This window comes from Jeotgalibacillus soli (assembly GCF_000829435.1).
In the GTDB taxonomy this organism is placed as follows: Bacteria; Bacillota; Bacilli; order Bacillales; family Jeotgalibacillaceae; genus Jeotgalibacillus; species Jeotgalibacillus soli.
The window spans coordinates 707,332-725,620 of record NZ_JXRP01000018.1 but is presented as its reverse complement, the minus strand read 5'-3'; the positions used below and the strand labels follow the sequence as shown (position 1 = coordinate 725,620).

Below are 18,289 nucleotides of genomic sequence, written 5' to 3'. Positions count from 1 at the left end.
CTAAAAATCACCTCTCCCATTAAAAAAGGAGAAGGTGATTTTTTAATGATTAATTTCCTTTTATTTGAAGAAGCTGCTGTTTTAATTCACTTTCCATTGCTTGGATTTCCTCCTCAGCCTGGCGCCGTTTTGCACGTCCTTCTTGTTGAATCCGCAATGTTTCTTCCAGTGTCGAGACAAGATTTGCTTGGGTTGTTTTTAGCGTCTCAATATCAACGATCCCCCTTTCATTTTCTTTTGCTGTTTCAATACTATTTGTTTTAAGCATCTCTGAATTCTTTAACAATAAATCATTCGTTGTCTTGGTTACCTGTTTTTGTGCCTCAACGGCTCTTTGTTGGCGAAATAGGGTTAATGCAATGGCAATTTGATTTTTCCATAAAGGAATAGCTGTTAAAATGGATGCTTGAATTTTTTCAGCAAGAGCCTGATTTATATTTTGGATCAAACGAATTTGTGGAGCGCTTTGTATCGTGATTTGACGACTCAGCTGTAAGTCATAAAGCCTTTTGTCCAACCGGTCCAAAAATTGCAGCATATCATTCACTTCCTGATAAGCCATTTGATCATCGCTTTGCTCTGCTTTTTTACGAATAGCAGGGATTGTTTCTTTTTCAAGTTCATCACGCTTGAGTTCAGCAGCGGCGATATAGATGTTTAAAGCTTGGAAGTAATCTTTATTCTGCTGATATAGCTGTTCTAGCATTTGAATATCATCAATTAATGATTTTTTTGAATGCTCCAGTTTTACACTAATTCGATCTACCTGGGCACCCAGCTTTTGATATTTTGACAGGACTTCATTTACAGAGCGACTTACTCGATTAAAAAGCTTTGATAGCATCCCTTTTTTTTGATCAGACAATTCTTCTGGATCAATTTGTTCTAAACGGGTCATTAATTCTTTTAGGATATCTCCAATGGGCCCAACGTCTTTTCTTTGAACATGATCAAGCATAGAATGTGAAAATTTTGAAAGCTTGGATTGAGCAGCAGTTCCATACTGTAAAATAGCCTGGTGGTCAGCTGGGTTGATTTGTTTTGCAATTTGTATTGCCTGTTCGCGGTCTTTTTCAGGGATTACATCTATTAAACGCTTTGATTTAGCAGGAGATGCTTCAACTTCAGGTATTGCTGTTAATTCGTTATCACCAAATGGATTAGCCAGTAGATCCTCCAATGTCTGATTACGATCTTGTACTTTAACGGTTTGACGATTTTGCTCCATTATTACATCCCCTTTCTAGAGCGCTCCATAGGTCTTCGGTCCAAAGACTTTTTAGCTACATCTAATTCAATTTTTAGCGTATCGATATCAGTTGATAAAACCTTCATCAATTCCTCCTCAATGGTAGAAGAGAGGTCGAGTAACGTTTTACGTGTATCTTCAAGTGATTCCAGAATTTCTTTGTTTTTTATTGGCTGCGCCACCAAAAAAGTATATTTTTCGGTAAGCTCAACTGCAGAATCTAAATGATAAAAGAAAAACCGTTCAGCAGCATAAAATCGTTTTGGATCTTTTTTTACAATGTGAAAAATTCGTTTAGATATTTTGGTTAAGTCATTCAGCTGACGCATTGCAGAAACTGAGCGAATTTGAAAGATTCTACCTTGAAGTCTGGATATTTTTTGCTGTGATTCCTTTAGATTGTTTTTAATATACTGAAATTCCTGTACACTTAATCCTAGTGATTTTAGATAAGAACGTCGTTGAAACCATTTTAAAATATAAAAAGGGAGTACACCGCCTAAAATCCCCGCAATCGAAGCCAGAAACAAATTAAGATCCATAATAAACACTGTGATAATCCATGTTAATGTTGCAATTGGAATTGCTATACCTAGCCTTGCTAGGAAATATAAAAATTCTCTCATTTTCATCTACTCCTCACGTAGGCTTGTCTTTTATATACGATTAAGTTAAGGTTTTAGTTTCATTTCAGTGAGAAAATTAATAAATAATGTACATGTTGTCGTTTAGCTCCAGTAGAAGGGTATAGAGTTGTTTGAGCATTGTCATAAAGTGTAAGAAAAAAACATCTTTATCTGCAATTATTACTTCAACCGACCTGCATACCTTATTCTTTACCCACTCCTAGCATGAACATGCTTCCATCAAGTTAACCTGTGTATTTAAATTCGAGATTTTGTACTGTGTCTTGGATATGAATCTAAAGTATACTTCCTTATTATTGTATCTATTATTGATCTCTTTTATTGTCTAACATTAGATGAATGATGGCAAGCTATGCGAATCAACTAAAAGACGTATAGAACATTTTTACTATTAAATACGAAAAGAATACCATTAAAACAAACATTTTCATATAAAGAGGAGGTATAATAAAAAAGGTAGTTCATATTTCATGACTATATATTCATTTTTATAGAAGGTGGGGGGGATGAATGGATAATTTGAACTATTCTTCTGATGAACTTGCTGATCTTTATCGTTTGCTTGGCGATAAAACAAGACTAGTAATGGCAAAAAAACTATCAAATGATTATTGGACCGTTTCTGAATTTGTTACATTGTTTGAAATAAGTCAGCCATTAGTCAGCCAGCATATCAGAAAGCTAAAGGATGCCTCATTAGTTATGGAAAAAAGAGTGGGAAAACGTATATTGTACAGGCTAAATCCAAATGCTAGGGAGCACGAGTTAATTTTACAGCTATTGAAACCCTTGCAGATTTCATCAACCAAGCAACAATAAAGAAAAATGCAGTGGACTTCCACTGCATTTTTCTTTATTGTTGCATCATAGTTACTAATCTTGATGAGGAGATCGAATTAAGTGAATGTATTTTATGTAGCAACTGGAGGGGCAATAGGAGCTCTGCTTCGATGGTTTATAACGCTTTTGTTTCCATTTACCTATCCCATTCCACTCAACATTTTGTTAGCAAATTTAATTGGGACTTTTTTATTGTCATTTATTACCTTTAGATTCATTGAAGGGAAAAAAGGAAACGAGAGAGTGGGATTGTTTTTTGGAACAGGTATGCTGAGTAGCTTTACTACTGTTTCTGCTTTTAGCGTAGAGAGTATCTTAGTACTTAAAGATAACATTGTATTTGGAATGGTATATATTATGGTTACACTGGTTGGAGGCACTTTATTAACAGTACTAGGTGCTTTTTTAGCTAGTGGATTAAAGAAGGAGAAGCCATGATCATTTTTGTTGCAATTGGTGGTGCGATCGGTGCAGTTGCTAGATGGATGATCACTATTTATATCACAAAAAAAATGCCTTTTCCAGCGGCAACTCCCATTATCAATATTCTAGGATCATTAAGTGCTGGATTCTTGCTTCAGGTTCTATTTACTGAACAGGTTTATCTTTTTCTAATCGTTGGATTTTTAGGAGCGTTTACAACTTTTTCAACTTTACAATTGGAGGGCATAAAAATAATTAAGAACGGTGAAACGGTTAAAGGACTTATTTATATGAATGGTATTTTATTGATTAGTGTCGCAGCAGCTGGTGTTGGTTTCCTATTATCAACGCTAATTTGAGCAAAATTTTTCCCACAGTCTATTATTTTGTGTAAGATAGAAACAGCACTTAGCAGAAAGGTGGGCTAGATAGTGTGGACTGTAATGCAAACAAAAAGTGATGCAGAACCCTGGTGGTTTCTGGAAGGCTGGGAAGAGGATGTTATTGAACAATGGACATTTTCAGAAAAAGAAACAGCCTTTGCGAAGTATGTAAATAAAATCCAAGAACTTTCAGTTAAATATCCAAAAAATCGTATAAAAAAAGGAACTCAGATTGCTTTTTGGAATGAAGATGAGATACTGTTTTGTGAATCATGTGATGATGATTTACAAATTTATCATGGGTTATTGATTATGTATAATAACAGTCCTTATGCCATTGAAAATAAGAGTAATGAAGATCAATTAATTCGACAAGCTTTTATAAATGAAAAGGTCTGAAGTGGAGGACGCTCCATTTTCAGACCTTTATTTATATTAGCTTTTATTTTGTTGAAGCTGACGATCTTTATAGCGTTTCCGAACTTTAATAAAACGATAGGCATTAACAATGACTGTTTTGGCAACTGCGTATGTTGGTATAGCCAAAATCAGCCCTAAAAGGCCACCAAAGCTTCCTGCTACTAATAAAAGGAAAATTATAGTTAATGGGTGTACCGACAGTTTTTTCCCCATTACTTGTGGTGAAATTAAGTTACTCTCAACCTGTTGAGCAATGATTACGACGATAATAACAAATAATGCCGTAAGTGGTGAATCAATAAATCCTACAATTACTGCGGGTATTGTACCGATAAAAGGACCGACAAATGGAATAACATTGGTTAGCATAGCGACTAATGCCAATACAAGTGAATATTCTAGTCCAAGGACTAAGTAACCAATATACAATAGTACACCGACACATACACTAACGATAATTTGTCCTTGAATATAGGAACTTAAAGCTGAATCCATATCATCCAGTACCTTTTTTCCTTCTGAGTGAAATTCATCTGGAGTAAAACGAAGGATTTGATCAGGAAGCTTTTGTCCATCTTTAAGCATGTAGAATAATACAAATGGGATAATCACAATAATGACCGCAATGTTGGTAATAATTCCAATAAGAGAAACGAAATTGGATCCTATTGCATCCACTGCCCCTTCTAAAAAGCCAGTTAGACGATCTGCAATGTCACTGAATGAAAAATCCTGTGTTTCCTGGAAGCTTTCAAACCAGTTTGATTGCTGTAGATCGGAAATCATATCACCTAATTCTCTGGATATAACAGGGATATTATCAATGAGTGAGTTGAACTGATTTTGTAAGGTAGGTCCCACTAAAAAGACAAGACCGACTATTAATCCGATTCCACATAAATAAATGATAAGAATAGAAACCGCTCTTGGGACATATTTACTCAAAAAGGCTACTAGAGGTCTAAGTAAATAATAAAGAACGCCTGCAATCGCGATTGGCGCGAAAAGCGTTGTAAAGATAATGGTAACAGGAGTGAAAATAAAACTTACAAGATCCGCTAAGTATATAATTAGTAAGATCATGATAATTCCGAAACCGATTCGAAACCCTTTATATTTTGCTAATTCAGACAAAATCATCCCTCCATCTAGAAATTTCTTTACTAGGATGGTATTATCATACATGACAGCAAGTTCTTATGCTATTCTTTTATTATTCTCGCTATGAAATAGACAAATCACCATCCATCTTATATAGTTATGTTACCCGGTTTACTTGAAGGAAAATTCCCATACATAATTAGCTGCAGAAGATTTTTTGACTTTCTTATAGTGACCATTCCACTGTAGGTGAGACGATTTCGTTTCCTAATAATGAGACCTTGCCATATGGCCAAGGTCTTTTTCATGGAGAAACAACAGTTTGCTAGTTGTTAAAATACAGTAGAAAATTATTACGATCTTGTTCTTATTTAACATAAATAAATTAGTCGAGGATGTGATGAGTATGATTCGTTTTTGGTCTAGAATAAGATTTTTATTTAACTTTAGAAACTCAATACCATTTGTGAAAGAATTTTTTTTATCAAAGGAAGTAAGTTTGTTAAAGAAAATACTTTCACTTGGTTTAATGTTCGGTTATATTTTACTTCCAACTGATCTGATTCCAGATTATTTAATTATTATCGGACTTACAGATGATATAGCTGTTGTTGGTTTTATCCTGCAGCTCATGGTAAAGATGGCGCCGCTTCATTTAGCTGAAAAATTTGAACTTTATAAAAAATGATTGGTTATTTAGAAAAAATGGAAGTAATGCTCATTTTCCATTTGACATTTATTCTGAACATTGTATAATTTAAATAGACAAGTAAATATCAAAGATACCTGCAAGTTGAGATTCACATATTACAAAAAGTGATCGGAATGCACGGTACTTTTTGTAATATGTGAATTTTTCTTTGGTTAAATTTGCATATTGTCAATTAATATTTTGGAGGGTTTCTTCATGAAAACTGGTACAGTAAAATGGTTCAACTCAGAAAAAGGATTCGGATTTATCGAGGTTGCAGGTGAAAATGACGTATTCGTACACTTCTCAGCAATCACTGGTGATGGTTTCAAAACTTTAGACGAAGGCCAACAGGTTGAGTTTGAAGTGGTTGAAGGTAATCGTGGACCACAAGCAGCTAATGTTGTAAAACTATAACGATTAACATAAAAAGCCATTCCTAATAGGGAATGGCTTTTTGTTTGTAATATATACATAGTATTATGCCCACGCATGTCTATTATATCCCGAATACAATATGCAAAAGGGGTGAGCAGCATGTCCAAAGAATCAAAAAAGAAAAAAATAGAAGTGGAAGAAGTAGCAATGAAAAAAGAAGAAAAAGTACATCCATTTGATTTATTTTGGGGTCCGCGCGGACAAAAGCGTCAACCGGAAGCAGTTAAACACGATCCGAAAGAAAAGGACGATGAAATCAAACGTCCTTTTTGGAGGTGAAAAAAAGAAGGGGGAGTATACTCCCCCTTCTTTTTATTTGAATGTATACGTTATTAAAAAGTATTGGCTAAATGACGACTTTTTTACACAGTAGCTTCTTCGTGATTCTCAAGTTTCTTTAGCTTAAAATCAAGCATGACATTGCCGAAAGGAATAAAAGCAACAGCGAAGGAAACTAAAGGCCAATGCCATTTCCATCTAGTAACATATGTTACATACGTTATGACAAGACAATAAACAACGAATAAAAATCCATGGATCGATCCAACAAGTGTCACAGCTTCTGGGATATCAAATACATATTTAAGAGGCATTGCTATCGCTAGTAGGACAAGAAGAGAGATCCCTTCGAAATATCCCATTACGCGAAGTTTGCCAATTGGTGTTTTTAGCATCTCCACTATTCCTCCAGTGTAAAACAATATAATTTAACTATAATGCATTTACTAGTATAGATGCACGTGTTTTTCCAATCGTTCACGAATTGGTCAATCTAAGGTCGAGGCCTTCATAATTAAAGATAAATTCATTTGAGAGCTTCTGAGCGACATCCAGTTTTAGGGAATAAAAATAAAGATTGCGTGTAATGTATCTTACACGCAATAATAGAAGAATAAACAAATTAGTAGGGTGGAATTCGAATGAATGAACTTAATCACTTTCAAAAAGAATTTGAAGCATTTGAAATGTACATGGAGGACGTGGGATATGCGGATACAACGATTCGTCATTACCGATACGATGTGTTAATGTTTTTCCGTTTTATTTACAATAGAAAGATCGATATTAATGAAGTTACAAAGCTGGATATACTAGCATTCTTTCGATCATTAAAAATGGCCGGCGCGAAAGGTCAGGTTAAGGAAGGACAAGCCTCGAGCAGAAATCGCAGATTAATGTCTTTGCGTTTGTTTTTCAAAGCGCTGACGAAATACGAACTAATGAACCATAACCCAGCACTAGATGTGGACGCAGCCCGTCAATCAAAAGAGAGGCTCCCGCTTTTCTTAAATGAGCATGAACTCGCCGGATTAATTCAAAGTGTTTCCGAGGACCAATTTACAGCACGAAATAGATTGGTAATAAAGCTCATGGCATTTGCAGGTTTACGCGTTCTGGAGGTACATCGTTTAGATTCGATGGATATTGATCGTGAACAAGGTGGATTAACCATTTACGGAAAAGGTGGAAAAACAAGATATGTTCCATTAAAATCATCGTTATTTCAAGAACTTCTTGAATTTGAAAAAAATAATCAAGCCATTCAACGTCAGGCAAAAGCTTTTTTTGTTAGTACGAGAGGCCAGCGATTGTCGATTCGTATGATCCAACAAATCACTAAAAATGCTTTAGAGCAACTCAAGAAGGATCCTGCCTTTCATTACTTGGAGGGTAAGAAGTTATCTGCACATAAGCTTCGTCACACTTTTGGTACGTCACTTGTTCAAAAAGGTGCCGACATTCGAATCGTCCAAGAGCTATTAGGGCATGAGAATATTAATACAACCCAAATCTACACACATGTAACGAGTGAACAAAAGAGAAAAGCAATCGCACTATTCGACTAATTGTTTAACATAATAATATTATGTAAACTAATTGTATGTAATATTCTTTTGTTTGTTCTTTCATTAATGGCATGTTAAAGATCGTTGTTGATTTTTGCACCGAGTAGATTGGAGCGTAAGGAGTGAAACTCCTGCATGGAAAACGAGCCAAAGGGAGACCCCGCAGGTGCAAATCGCCGAGGAGCGACAGATCGCCCGAGGAAAGAGAACGCCTGAAGCGGAAATTAATAAAAAAATTTAACAAAAGCTTCATTAATAAATAAAACTGCAGGGGGTAACACGTAGATTTTTTCCAAATAAAAAAGGACCGAAATAGTATGATTATCATACGTTTCAGTCCTTCTTTTTTGATTTAATTAAGAAGAAATAGTATCCTTGCTCCATTGAAGATACTCATCATAGCTAAGTTGTTTGTCTATGATTTGACCATTACGAATATCGATAATACGATTTGCAATGGTTTGAACAAACTGATGGTCATGAGAAGTGAAAATCATCGCACCCTTGTAATTGATCAATCCATTGTTTAGTGCAGTAATGGATTCAAGGTCAAGGTGGTTTGTGGGTTCATCGAGAAGAATTACGTTCGCTTGCTTTAACATCATTCTTGATAGCATACAGCGAACTTTCTCACCACCAGATAAAACGTTTGGTTTTTTACGTACTTCTTCACCTGAGAATAGCATACGGCCAAGGAACCCGCGAAGGAAGGTTTCGCTTTGATCGTTCGGTGAATATTGGCGTAGCCAATCCACAAGATCTGTCTCATCTCCATTGAAATAAGCACTATTTTCATGAGGGAAATACGCTTGAGTTGTGGTAACGCCCCATTTAAATGAACCACTATCAGGCTCCATTTCACCCATGAGAATTTTCATTAGTGTTGTTTTTGCAATCTCATTATCCCCGACAAGAGCAATTTTGTCATCCTTGTTCATGGTGAAACTTACATTGTCGAGTAATTTAACACCGTCAATCGTTTTACTTAGATCCTTGACTTGAAGAACGTCGTTACCAATTTCTCGTTCCAATTCAAAATTCACAAATGGATATTTACGAGAGGACGGTTTAATGTCATCAAGTGAAATCTTTTCAAGCGACTTTTTACGGGATGTTGCTTGTTTTGATTTTGATGCATTTGCACTGAAGCGAGCAACGAAGGCTTGAAGCTCTTTAATTTTTTCTTCTTTTTTCTTATTATGATCTTGCAGCATTTTTTGTGCTAACTGGCTTGACTCATACCAAAAATCATAGTTACCAACATAGATCTGGATTTTATTAAAGTCTAAGTCGGCGATATGTGTACATACTGTGTTTAAGAAATGACGGTCATGGGAAACGACAATAACTGTGTTCTCAAAGTTAATGAGGAAATCTTCCAGCCATTGAATAGCTTGAATGTCCAATCCGTTTGTTGGTTCATCAAGAAGAAGAACATCTGGTTTACCAAACAAAGTTTGAGCCAAAAGCACTTTTACTTTTTCAGATCCCGTTAATTCAGCCATTTTCTTTGAAAACATAGATTCTTGGATACCAAGACCTTGCAAGAGAATAGCAGCTTCAGATTCAGATTCCCAGCCGTTCATTTCAGCAAATTCGCCTTCAAGTTCAGCAGCTCTAATTCCATCTTCATCTGAAAAATCTTCTTTCATATAAATCGCATTTTTTTCTTGCATGACTTCATACAAACGTGCGTGGCCCATTAAAACCACCTGCAATACTTCATGCTCTTCATACTCAAAATGATTTTGTTTTAATACAGCAAGACGTTCATCACGCCCCATTGAAACATGGCCAGTTTGAGCTTCGATTTCCCCGGAAAGGATTTTAATAAATGTTGATTTTCCTGCTCCGTTTGCACCAATTAGTCCATAACAGTTACCAGGATTAAACTTTATATTGACATCTTCAAAAAGCTTGCGGTCTCCAAATCGCAAACTAACATCCGTTACTTGAATCATTATATTCCCTCCATACACGCTAATCCATAGAATTATATCACTAATTGATTTGAATAGCAGTATAGAACCCGAATTTTTAATGAAATAATTAAAGGGTATGAGTGGATATCTTGAAACTAAGTATTTTGAAGTTGAAATAAATACTCCCATTCGATACAATAACCATAGTGTTAATAATGCTTGGACTTTGATCAATCAGTGCCTGACTGTTATAACTTAAAGAAAGTAAATCCCTTTCTAAAATGGTACATTATTTGTGATAATAAACATAGTAAATGGAAATATTCCGATGGATTATTATTTTATAGGGAAGGAAGAATGCATAATGAAACATATTTTTAAACAAGGTTCTCCATCAAAGCCAACCTTCTTGATGCTTCACGGAACAGGAGGAACGGAACAGGATCTATTGCCTTTAGCTGAACGAATCGATCCGGAAGCTAGTGTATTAAGTGTGCGAGGAAATGTTTCTGAAAACGGAATGCCCCGTTTTTTCAAACGTTTAGCAGAAGGTGTTTTTGATATGGAGGATTTAAAATTACGTACAGAAGAACTCCGTCAATATTTGGATGAAGCATCAGAGAAATATGGGTTTGATCGTCACAATGTTATTGCAATTGGTTATTCGAATGGTGCGAACATCGCAGGAAGTTTAATATTCCACTACGAGGATGTGTTAAAAGGGGCAATCTTGCATCATCCAATGGTTCCGAATCGTGATGTAAAACTTCCTTCATTAAAGAGTCTTCCTGTATTTATTGGAGCAGGTGAAAATGATCCGATGTGTACACCAAATGAAACAAACGATCTGCAACAGCTGTTAAATCAAGCAGGTGCAAATGTGGAGCTGTTTTGGCATAAACAGGGTCATCAACTGACAATAGAAGAGGTTGATGTAGCAAAGGTTTGGTATAATCAACAATTTAACGTCTAAATTCAGGAGCTGATAAAAATGGAACGGATCAATCCCGCTAATTTATCAGAAAAAGAGCGTTATAAGTTATTGACAGGAACAATTGTCCCTAGACCTATCGCTTTTGTAACGACTTTATCATCCGATGGAATCGTGAATGGGGCACCCTTTAGCTACTTTAATATGATTTCTGCAACACCTCCTCTTGTAGCGGTTTCTGTAGGACGACACAAGGATACAGCAAATCAAAAGGATACAGCACGGAATGCACTCCAAAAGAAGGAGTTTGTTGTTCACTTAACAAATGAATTAAATGTGGAAGCAGTGAACGAAGCTTCGGCGCCGCTCCCACCTGATGAAAGTGAAATCACAAGAGCAGGATTAACACTTATCGAAAGTGACACGATAGATGTACCTGGGATTAATGAAGCAAATGTTCGACTTGAATGTACACTCCATCATCATCTTGAGCTAAGTGAACCAGGAAAACCTGTAACAGGTGATTTGCTAATTGGTTATGTAACGGCAATTCATCTAGCTTCAGGGCTGCGTGATGACAATGGCTATATTCAATTAGAAAAGCTAAAGCCAATAGCTCGATTAGCAGGTTCAAACTATGCGAAGCTGGGAGAGTCCTTCTCAATTGAGCGTCCTACATCATAAAAAGAAGCTGGATTGGGATAATCCAATCCAGCTTCTTTTTGTTTTAATCAATAGGTACACTCGTAGCTCTTTTCTAATTCATCCACAAGCTCTCCTATGAATGCTGCTGCTTTTTGAATCGGCTTAGAAGTGGAAAGATCAACTCTAGCAAGCTTCATTAATTCAAGTGGTGATTTCGTGCCTCCTTCTTTTAACACTTCCATCCAGCGCTCTACTGCTGGCTGTCCTTCTTCTTCAATAATTTGAGAAACAGCAGTAGATGCCGTTAATCCTGCGCTATAGGTGTAAGGTATAGCCCCATATAGTAATGATGCTGTCTCACCCAAGTTAATGAGGCGCTTTCATCAATTTCAACTGTATCTCCCCAGAAGGATGTAAGCAGTTCATGTGACTGAAGCAGCTCTTCTAATTGACCGTTCGACAGTGCGGATAGTTCAGTATGAATGAAAGATAATTTTCCATTAATCTCTGCAATGACGCTGCCAACACGTGAGGCATTTGCTTGATGATCAGTGTTTGTTCCATCACCTGATAGATTAAGAGAAGAGTAAGTAGAGACATGAACGACACGAATAAACAATAATTCGTATGCATTTAATCATTCTATTATTTGTTCAGCACCCTCGTGTAGCGTTCCTTTTTAAACTAGCAGTTTTTCAGCATCCGGCAGAAGTGATTGCAGAGCAGCCGCCCAATCAGCTGTGGAACTAAATAAAGCGGATAAATCCTATGTTAAATTCTCGGGTACTTCATCACATGATAAACGCTTCATTTGATTAAACATACATGACCTCCTTTGCAATTTATTTAGATACACTAAATAGCATACAAAAAACTTATGAAACAGGGAAATCATTCTTATAAGTTAGAATGTTTGGATTCTATTGTATTCACAGGAACATATGATCGATTTAAATAGATATACTCTCTATTATGTGGTAAAATTAAGTAAAGCGTCATGATTCTGGGTGTAGAAAATAGATACAAAGGTGGTAGATCTCGTGAGCAATCATAATCCTAAAAAATTCGCTCTTAATATGAGTGCTTCTCAATTTACAAAGTTTTATATTTTGCACTTATTATCCATTAAACAGTCAGGCATGATCAGTGAACATTTTAAGAGTGAATTTCGCAAGGTCGGCGGAAACTGGGAACCTGCTCCAAGTACACTTTTGGATGCCCTTCATGATATGGCAGAAGAAGGTTATCTAAGCCGGACAGATGATTACAAATCACACGAAAAAAAACGGCAAAAGGTATATTGGTACCGTCTTACTGATAAAGGGCGAGAAGAATTTCAACGAATGAAAAAGCAATTTTTGCCTTTGTTTGAAGAGCAAAAGAGGATATTGGAAAATATTTTAAAAACGGTATTTTAAAGCAAATACCGTTTTTAAGGAGAAACAAATGCAGTATTTTTCATCGTAATAGTTTATATAAATTTGACTGTTCCCCAGGATTAAATTTGGGGATTACTTTTTATCTTTTAGTGTTACTATGTTTAGCTATATTTTCAAGCCTTGATTTTGGACTTGTATCACCCTTGCCACCATCCGAATATCCTTGTGGGTTCACTCCGCTTTGCGCATCGTTTCCTCGTTTTTTGCTTTGGTTCATCCTAAACACCTCCTGATTTTAATCTTACTATGTGCTAAAAATGAACAATGTAGTATGGTAATTATTTGACGAGACTTGGTACATAATTCAGTCATTCACTGTAAATAATGATAGGAACAACGGAGTTTTATGCAATTGGATGAAGTAGGAGATAAAATCAACAATTATTTTTGAGAGGGGTGGATTGTAATAGCAACAAGACAATCAATGGAGGATTGCCTGGAGCAGTGTGAAAGCGTCTTAAGCATTGCAAAAGAGCAATATAAAGAGGCATCTCAGCAGGAGCATTATAACAACTCGGAGTTTGTTCAATCCCAATTATTGCTTGAAAGTGCATATAATGATCTTGAAAAGTTAAATCATTACGCAAATGAAGAGCAAAAAGAACAGCTACAAAGAATGAAAATACAGCTTCATCAGATGAGACATGATATGATTTCATTAAGGCATTAATTTTGGTTACTGACCCTGTACAGGATTTTCAACTGTATATTGGGTCATTTTTTTTATTGTATTATATAATCAACATATAATTTGTATCTTCTTATTTAAGACTTGTTGTAATTTAATAATAGTGATATTTGGAGTAAATGGGGAAATATAAAGAAGGGAACCATGAATTTATTAATAATTTTAAAATAAGCACACCTAAAAAAAATATAAAGTAAAAATATACATATTGTTTTAATTTTCTGTTAGCGAGTCCTTGCCAAAAGCTATAAATATATACTATATTAATACTTAAAATTTCAGTAGCATAATAGGAAGGTGAAATGATGACAACAATAACACAAGTTAATGACAGCGGTCTTCCATTACGTCGCGATGTAAAATTTCTCGGTAACATTCTAGGAGAAATACTTGTTTCTCAAGGGGGAACAGAGCTGTTAGATAAAGTCGAAAGAATTCGTACGATCAGTAAGATTCTTCGCAATCAAGAAGATGATAAAACATATGATCTTTTAAAACAAGAAATATCAACCTTAGGTTCACCAATGCGTAAACAAGTAATACGTGCATTTTCAGTTTATTTTCATCTAGTTAATGCAGCTGAACAAAATCATCGCATACGAAGAAGAAGGGAATATCAGCTCCAATCCGAAATTAATGTTCAGCCTGGTTCAATTGAAAATGCCATTGTATCGCTTAAGGATAATCACATATCCGCTGACATTATTCAAAATGTATTAACCAAGCTGTCTCTTGAATTGATTATCACTGCTCATCCTACTGAGGCAACAAAGAGATCAATTTTGGAAATTCAAAAGAGAATCGCCTCTATTCTGCAGCAAAAAGAGAATCCATTGCTGTCGAAGAGGGAGCGAAAAAAGCTGGAGGAGAGCTTGTTCAATGAAGTGACCGTTCTATGGCAAACAGACGAATTGCGTCACAACAAACCGACAGTCATCGATGAAGTTCGAAACGGTTTATATTATTTTGATCAGACTCTTTTTGACGTGCTTCCAGACATTCATCAGGAAGTGGAGGATAGCCTAAAGGAGCATTACCCAGACAGACTATGGAATGTACCTCATTTTCTTAGATTCGGTTCTTGGATCGGAGGAGATCGGGACGGTAATCCAAATGTGACAGCTGAAGTAACATGGGAAACGCTCCACAAACAGCAGCGATTGGTACTAAAAAAATATAAAGCGGTGTTAATTGAGCTGATGAAACGATTCAGTCAATCGACTACAAGAGTGAAAATCAGCGAAGAACTCCTTGGATCTCTTGATGAAGAAGAAACAAAATATCTAACTGAAGATAAAAAATGGGTGCATGAAGGAGAAGCTTACCGACGTAAATTTGCGATTATGATTGAACGCCTAAAACAAGTTGGTAAACCTGAAATTGGTTATAAATCATCTGAGGAGCTGCTTGAGGATTTATTCATGATCCATCGGAGTACGTATCAGCATCAACCTACCAATCATGAATTAAAGCTGCTGCAAAAATTAATTCGGCAGGTCCAATTATTTGGGTTCCATCTTGCCACTCTTGATATTCGTAACCATAGCGGAGAACATGAAGCTGCAATTGGCGAAATTCTTAAAAAAGTCCATATTGCGAATGACTATACGGCACTAACTGAAGATGAAAAAGTAAGCTTACTAGAATCACTGCTGAAGGATCCAAGACCTCTATTATCATTGCATGAAGATTACTCTAAAGAAACGCAGGAGATCCTCCAAGTTTTCCAAATGATTAAAAAAGCGCATGAAAAATTTGGCAAGCGTTCGATCTCAGTTTATCTAGTTAGCATGACGCAGTCAGCAAGTGATCTGCTGGAAGTTCTTCTTCTTGCAAAAGAGGCCGGAGTATACCGACTTCATACGGATGGCACCGTGGAGACAGATTTAAATGTAGCACCATTATTGGAAACAATCGATGATTTAACTGCAGGTCCTAAAATCATGGAAACATTGTTCCAAATGCCTGTTTATCGACATCATTTAAGCGGGATGGGAGATCAGCAGGAAATTATGCTTGGTTATTCGGATGGAAGTAAAGACGGTGGCACGCTAACTGCGAACTGGAAGCTCTATAAAGCCCAGGTCGAAATACATGAAATGGCTAAAAAATATAAAATTGGATTGAAGTTTTTCCATGGACGCGGCGGCTCATTGGGTCGTGGGGGCGGTCCGTTAAATCGCAGTCTTTTATCGCAACCTGCTGAAACACTTGGCGACGGAGTGAAGATTACTGAACAAGGAGAAGTATTGTCATCACGGTATTTACTTGAAGATATCGCTTATAGAAGCTTAGAACAGGCTACATCAACCTTGCTAAAAGCAGCAACAAATGTTTTAAATGAGTCTGAACAAGGACATATACGAGATGAGCGATGGGTGAGTACAATTGAAGAAATTTCAGAACGTTCACTTGCAAAATATCAGTCTCTTGTTTTTGAAGATCCAGATTTTCTCACCTATTTCAATCAAGCAACACCACTTGGTGAACTGGCTGATTTAAATATAGGTTCTCGTCCGATGAGCCGGAAAAATAGCAATAAATTTGAGAATTTAAGGGCCATTCCATGGGTATTTGCATGGACACAAAGCCGTCAGCTATTACCGGCTTGGTATGCAGCAGGCACAGGCCTAGAGGCGTTTGCTTCAAAAAACACTGAGAATTTATCAATCTTAAAAGAAATGTATCACGAGTGGCCATTTTTCCGTTCAACCGTCGATAATTTACAAATGGCCCTCATGAAAGCTGACATTCCAACCGCTAAAGAATACTCTTCTCTTGTTGAAGATCGAGAAATCGCAGATCGTATTTTTGGTAATATAGTGGAAGAATATAATAAAACGAAAGATATTTTATTGAAGATTACTGGTGACCAAGAGTTATTAGAACGCACACCGAATATTCAAGATTCCGTACATCGCAGAAATCCATATGTAGATCCATTGAATTTCCTGCAGGTAGAGCTAATTAAGGAGCTGCGGGCCATTGAGGAACCGGATGACGAGCTGATTACACAAGTTTTATTGACCATTAGTGGCATTGCAGCAGGCTTGCGTAATACAGGTTGATTTGAATATCATAATTGAAGCTATAAAAAGCTCCCCGCAGGCAATTGAAGTTTCCTTGCCAGCGGGGAGCTTTTATTTATTTTGGTTTCTATGTGCTAGATACTATAAATGTTCATTTTCAAAAACAGCTATGAATTCATATAATACAAGGATAACTTTCTGAGGAGATGGAAAAATGACTCGTTGGATCGATGTATCTGTTGGTAAACGTCAACTAACACTTTTTGATGGCAGTAATAAACTAAAAGTCTACCCAATTGCTGTTGGAAAAATGTTAACACCTACTCCTGCTGGAAATTACATGATTATTAACAAAGAATATTATCCAGGAGGTCCTTATGGTGAGCTTTGGATGGGACTTTCAAAGCCTCATTACGGAATTCACGGCACTAACCAGCCGTATTCAATTGGAAAAAAAGCTTCTCACGGCTGTATAAGGATGTACAATCATGATGTAAAAGAACTTTCTTCAATGGTCCCACTATTAACGAATGTTTATATACACAAATGATCAGTGTTCTATCAATTACCTTTCAAACCACTATTGATACTGCTCCAAAACGGAGAAGAAATCTTTGACAAATTCATAAAAAACTTTTTCAGAGGGTGCCAGATTTCTATTTTTTGGCGTGATGATCCCGACTGTTCGTTTGACCTGAGGCATCTCAATCGGTAATTTAACGGTAAATCGTGGGATTGATTCGTGAAAAGTACTGTCGGGCAAAAGGCTAATACCAATTCCTGCCGATACGAGCCCTTTTATGGCATCCATATCTTCTCCTTCAGAAGTGATGTTCGGCATAAAACCGGCTTGTTTGCAGGCATTAACGGCAATTTGTTGGAGAACATAACCTTTTGGAAACAATACGAAGTCTTCTTCTTTCAAATCTCTTAAAGACACGCTTTGCCTATCAGCCAAACGGTGTGTTGCGGGTATTAATGCAGAAACGTTTTCTGTAAATAAAATATGACCTAGAATATCTTGATGGTTGGTTGGAACAGGTCCAAGAAAAGCGATATCGATGTCGCCGTTTCTTACTGCATCGACGAGAAATGAATAGGATCCTTGACGTAAATGAAAAGATATATTTGGCTGTCTTTTTTTAAACGCAGAAATAACAGTTGGCAATAAATGTGTTGCAAGGCTTGTTGGATAGCCGATCTTAATGGTCCCTTTTTCAGGATTCAAGTAATCATCCACCTGCTTTTTGGCATAGTCAATGGCTTTTAGGGCCGTTTTTGTATGCATTAAAAAGGTTTTTCCTATTGGTGTTAATTTTACATTCCTTCCTATTCGCTCAAATAACGTGACACCGAGCTCTGCTTCAAGTTTGGAAATTTGCAGGCTAATGGCGGACTGAGCTACATGCAGATGTTCAGCAGCCTCAGAAACATGTTCCCGTTCAGCGACTTCAATAAAATAACGTAGTTGACGTAGCTCCATTTTGCTCCCTCTTTCCATTTATCTCTATTCGAGATCATTCTGATCTAAATTATATATTGTTTGTATGAATATGAAAACCTACAATAACAACAAGTGACGTAACGGTGTTAAGA

General features: G+C 36.5%; 22 protein-coding genes and 1 pseudogene. 15 read left to right on the top strand and 8 right to left on the bottom strand.

The features are described from left to right. Positions 1-49 precede the first annotated feature (49 nt). Complete coding sequence (locus tag KP78_RS13850; protein WP_041089804.1) at positions 50-1,228, bottom strand: toxic anion resistance protein; 1,179 nt, start codon at positions 1,226-1,228, stop codon at positions 50-52. Positions 1,229-1,230: 2 nt separating this feature from the next. Next, positions 1,231-1,875: a 5-bromo-4-chloroindolyl phosphate hydrolysis family protein gene (locus KP78_RS13845; protein ID WP_041089802.1), complete on the bottom strand. Its 645-nt coding sequence runs from the start codon at positions 1,873-1,875 to the stop codon at positions 1,231-1,233. A gap of 531 nt (positions 1,876-2,406) precedes the next feature. Here KP78_RS13845 and KP78_RS13840 point away from each other — a divergent pair. From KP78_RS13840 to KP78_RS13825, 4 genes are all read left to right on the top strand, one after another. Beyond that, the gene (locus KP78_RS13840; protein WP_041089800.1) at positions 2,407-2,715 is read left to right on the top strand and encodes an ArsR/SmtB family transcription factor; all 309 of its coding nucleotides are present in this window, start codon (positions 2,407-2,409) and stop codon (positions 2,713-2,715) included. An 81-nt stretch (positions 2,716-2,796) separates the two neighbouring features. Further along, positions 2,797-3,174 carry a fluoride efflux transporter FluC gene (locus KP78_RS13835; protein WP_041089798.1) on the top strand — a complete coding sequence of 126 codons (378 nt, stop codon included), beginning with the start codon at positions 2,797-2,799 and terminating at the stop codon, positions 3,172-3,174. After that, positions 3,171-3,518: a fluoride efflux transporter FluC gene (locus KP78_RS13830; RefSeq protein ID WP_041089796.1), complete on the top strand. Its 348-nt coding sequence runs from the start codon at positions 3,171-3,173 to the stop codon at positions 3,516-3,518. The genes KP78_RS13835 and KP78_RS13830 overlap by 4 nt, the downstream gene beginning before the upstream one ends. Before the next feature lie 84 nt (positions 3,519-3,602). Further along, the gene (locus tag KP78_RS13825; protein ID WP_041090009.1) at positions 3,603-3,941 is read left to right on the top strand and encodes a DUF1033 family protein; all 339 of its coding nucleotides are present in this window, start codon (positions 3,603-3,605) and stop codon (positions 3,939-3,941) included. A gap of 36 nt (positions 3,942-3,977) precedes the next feature. Here the strand turns inward: KP78_RS13825 and KP78_RS13820 are convergent, their stop codons facing one another. Then, positions 3,978-5,096 carry an AI-2E family transporter gene (locus KP78_RS13820; protein ID WP_235420937.1) on the bottom strand — a complete coding sequence of 373 codons (1,119 nt, stop codon included), beginning with the start codon at positions 5,094-5,096 and terminating at the stop codon, positions 3,978-3,980. Positions 5,097-5,529: 433 nt separating this feature from the next. On the opposite strand from KP78_RS13820, the gene KP78_RS13815 reads away from it, so the two are divergent. The 3 genes from KP78_RS13815 (at position 5,530) to KP78_RS13805 (ending at position 6,471) form a co-directional block, all read left to right on the top strand. Beyond that, entirely contained in the window at positions 5,530-5,751 is a 222-nt protein-coding gene (locus tag KP78_RS13815; protein ID WP_327063180.1) for a YkvA family protein, read from the top strand. A gap of 219 nt (positions 5,752-5,970) precedes the next feature. Further along, positions 5,971-6,171, top strand: coding sequence for a cold-shock protein (locus KP78_RS13810; RefSeq protein ID WP_041089789.1), 201 nt, complete (start codon positions 5,971-5,973; stop codon positions 6,169-6,171). 120 nt (positions 6,172-6,291) lie between these two features. After that, a complete protein-coding gene (locus KP78_RS13805) occupies positions 6,292-6,471 on the top strand; it encodes a hypothetical protein (protein WP_041089787.1) in 180 nt (59 codons plus the stop codon). 83 nt (positions 6,472-6,554) lie between these two features. On the opposite strand, the gene KP78_RS13800 is transcribed toward KP78_RS13805, so the two are convergent. Further along, positions 6,555-6,866: a DUF3817 domain-containing protein gene (locus KP78_RS13800; RefSeq protein ID WP_041089785.1), complete on the bottom strand. Its 312-nt coding sequence runs from the start codon at positions 6,864-6,866 to the stop codon at positions 6,555-6,557. A gap of 246 nt (positions 6,867-7,112) precedes the next feature. Between KP78_RS13800 and KP78_RS13795 the strand changes: the two genes are divergently transcribed. After that, positions 7,113-8,039, top strand: a complete 927-nt coding sequence (locus KP78_RS13795) for a tyrosine-type recombinase/integrase (RefSeq protein WP_041089783.1) — start codon at positions 7,113-7,115, stop codon at positions 8,037-8,039. Between the two features lie 356 nt (positions 8,040-8,395). On the opposite strand, the gene KP78_RS13790 is transcribed toward KP78_RS13795, so the two are convergent. Next, positions 8,396-10,000 carry an ABC-F family ATP-binding cassette domain-containing protein gene (locus KP78_RS13790; protein ID WP_041089781.1) on the bottom strand — a complete coding sequence of 535 codons (1,605 nt, stop codon included), beginning with the start codon at positions 9,998-10,000 and terminating at the stop codon, positions 8,396-8,398. Between the two features lie 325 nt (positions 10,001-10,325). Here KP78_RS13790 and KP78_RS13785 point away from each other — a divergent pair, with 325 nt between their 5' ends. Beyond that, the gene (locus tag KP78_RS13785; protein ID WP_041089779.1) at positions 10,326-10,934 is read left to right on the top strand and encodes an alpha/beta hydrolase; all 609 of its coding nucleotides are present in this window, start codon (positions 10,326-10,328) and stop codon (positions 10,932-10,934) included. Positions 10,935-10,952: 18 nt separating this feature from the next. After that, positions 10,953-11,576, top strand: coding sequence for a flavin reductase family protein (locus KP78_RS13780; protein WP_041089777.1), 624 nt, complete (start codon positions 10,953-10,955; stop codon positions 11,574-11,576). 47 nt (positions 11,577-11,623) lie between these two features. Here the strand turns inward: KP78_RS13780 and KP78_RS13775 are convergent. After that, a pseudogene (locus KP78_RS13775) lies at positions 11,624-11,961 on the bottom strand (oligoendopeptidase F); the annotation flags it as partial. A gap of 203 nt (positions 11,962-12,164) precedes the next feature. Between KP78_RS13775 and KP78_RS21005 the strand changes: the two are divergent. Continuing rightward, positions 12,165-12,287 carry a hypothetical protein gene (locus KP78_RS21005; RefSeq protein WP_268747527.1) on the top strand — a complete coding sequence of 41 codons (123 nt, stop codon included), beginning with the start codon at positions 12,165-12,167 and terminating at the stop codon, positions 12,285-12,287. A 290-nt stretch (positions 12,288-12,577) separates the two neighbouring features. Continuing rightward, positions 12,578-12,955, top strand: a complete 378-nt coding sequence (locus tag KP78_RS13770; protein WP_041089773.1) for a PadR family transcriptional regulator — start codon at positions 12,578-12,580, stop codon at positions 12,953-12,955. Positions 12,956-13,055: 100 nt separating this feature from the next. On the opposite strand, the gene KP78_RS19630 is transcribed toward KP78_RS13770, so the two are convergent. Next, on the bottom strand, positions 13,056-13,193 hold the full coding sequence (locus KP78_RS19630; RefSeq protein WP_106388571.1) for a small, acid-soluble spore protein L: 138 nt from the start codon (positions 13,191-13,193) through the stop codon (positions 13,056-13,058). Between the two features lie 183 nt (positions 13,194-13,376). On the opposite strand from KP78_RS19630, the gene KP78_RS13765 reads away from it, so the two are divergent. The 3 genes from KP78_RS13765 (at position 13,377) to KP78_RS13755 (ending at position 17,243) form a co-directional block, all read left to right on the top strand. Further along, on the top strand, positions 13,377-13,646 hold the full coding sequence (locus KP78_RS13765; protein WP_422723714.1) for a YtzC family protein: 270 nt from the start codon (positions 13,377-13,379) through the stop codon (positions 13,644-13,646). Positions 13,647-13,969: 323 nt separating this feature from the next. Then, positions 13,970-16,732 carry a phosphoenolpyruvate carboxylase gene (gene ppc / locus KP78_RS13760; RefSeq protein ID WP_041089769.1) on the top strand — a complete coding sequence of 921 codons (2,763 nt, stop codon included), beginning with the start codon at positions 13,970-13,972 and terminating at the stop codon, positions 16,730-16,732. A 175-nt stretch (positions 16,733-16,907) separates the two neighbouring features. Beyond that, positions 16,908-17,243 carry a L,D-transpeptidase gene (locus KP78_RS13755; protein WP_041089766.1) on the top strand — a complete coding sequence of 112 codons (336 nt, stop codon included), beginning with the start codon at positions 16,908-16,910 and terminating at the stop codon, positions 17,241-17,243. Between the two features lie 30 nt (positions 17,244-17,273). Here the strand turns inward: KP78_RS13755 and gltC are convergent, their stop codons facing one another. Further along, positions 17,274-18,176: a glutamate biosynthesis transcriptional regulator GltC gene (gltC, locus tag KP78_RS13750; RefSeq protein WP_041089764.1), complete on the bottom strand. Its 903-nt coding sequence runs from the start codon at positions 18,174-18,176 to the stop codon at positions 17,274-17,276. Positions 18,177-18,289 lie beyond the last annotated feature (113 nt).

What these genes read in the sequence shown, in the direction of transcription:
- KP78_RS13850 (WP_041089804.1), bottom strand. Translation starts at nt 1,228, where the DNA reads ATGGAGCAAAATCGTCAAACCGTTAAAGTACAAGATCGTAATCAGACA.
- KP78_RS13845 (WP_041089802.1), bottom strand. Translation starts at nt 1,875, where the DNA reads ATGAGAGAATTTTTATATTTCCTAGCAAGGCTAGGTATAGCAATTCCA.
- KP78_RS13840 (WP_041089800.1), top strand. Translation starts at nt 2,407, where the DNA reads ATGGATAATTTGAACTATTCTTCTGATGAACTTGCTGATCTTTATCGT.
- KP78_RS13830 (WP_041089796.1), top strand. Translation starts at nt 3,171, where the DNA reads ATGATCATTTTTGTTGCAATTGGTGGTGCGATCGGTGCAGTTGCTAGA.
- KP78_RS13825 (WP_041090009.1), top strand. Translation starts at nt 3,603, where the DNA reads ATGCAAACAAAAAGTGATGCAGAACCCTGGTGGTTTCTGGAAGGCTGG.
- KP78_RS13810 (WP_041089789.1), top strand. Translation starts at nt 5,971, where the DNA reads ATGAAAACTGGTACAGTAAAATGGTTCAACTCAGAAAAAGGATTCGGA.
- KP78_RS13805 (WP_041089787.1), top strand. Translation starts at nt 6,292, where the DNA reads ATGTCCAAAGAATCAAAAAAGAAAAAAATAGAAGTGGAAGAAGTAGCA.
- KP78_RS13800 (WP_041089785.1), bottom strand. Translation starts at nt 6,866, where the DNA reads ATGCTAAAAACACCAATTGGCAAACTTCGCGTAATGGGATATTTCGAA.
- KP78_RS13795 (WP_041089783.1), top strand. Translation starts at nt 7,113, where the DNA reads ATGAATGAACTTAATCACTTTCAAAAAGAATTTGAAGCATTTGAAATG.
- KP78_RS13790 (WP_041089781.1), bottom strand. Translation starts at nt 10,000, where the DNA reads ATGATTCAAGTAACGGATGTTAGTTTGCGATTTGGAGACCGCAAGCTT.
- KP78_RS13785 (WP_041089779.1), top strand. Translation starts at nt 10,326, where the DNA reads ATGAAACATATTTTTAAACAAGGTTCTCCATCAAAGCCAACCTTCTTG.
- KP78_RS13780 (WP_041089777.1), top strand. Translation starts at nt 10,953, where the DNA reads ATGGAACGGATCAATCCCGCTAATTTATCAGAAAAAGAGCGTTATAAG.
- KP78_RS21005 (WP_268747527.1), top strand. Translation starts at nt 12,165, where the DNA reads ATGCATTTAATCATTCTATTATTTGTTCAGCACCCTCGTGTAGCGTTC.
- KP78_RS19630 (WP_106388571.1), bottom strand. Translation starts at nt 13,193, where the DNA reads ATGAACCAAAGCAAAAAACGAGGAAACGATGCGCAAAGCGGAGTGAAC.
- ppc (WP_041089769.1), top strand. Translation starts at nt 13,970, where the DNA reads ATGACAACAATAACACAAGTTAATGACAGCGGTCTTCCATTACGTCGC.
- KP78_RS13755 (WP_041089766.1), top strand. Translation starts at nt 16,908, where the DNA reads ATGACTCGTTGGATCGATGTATCTGTTGGTAAACGTCAACTAACACTT.
- gltC (WP_041089764.1), bottom strand. Translation starts at nt 18,176, where the DNA reads ATGGAGCTACGTCAACTACGTTATTTTATTGAAGTCGCTGAACGGGAA.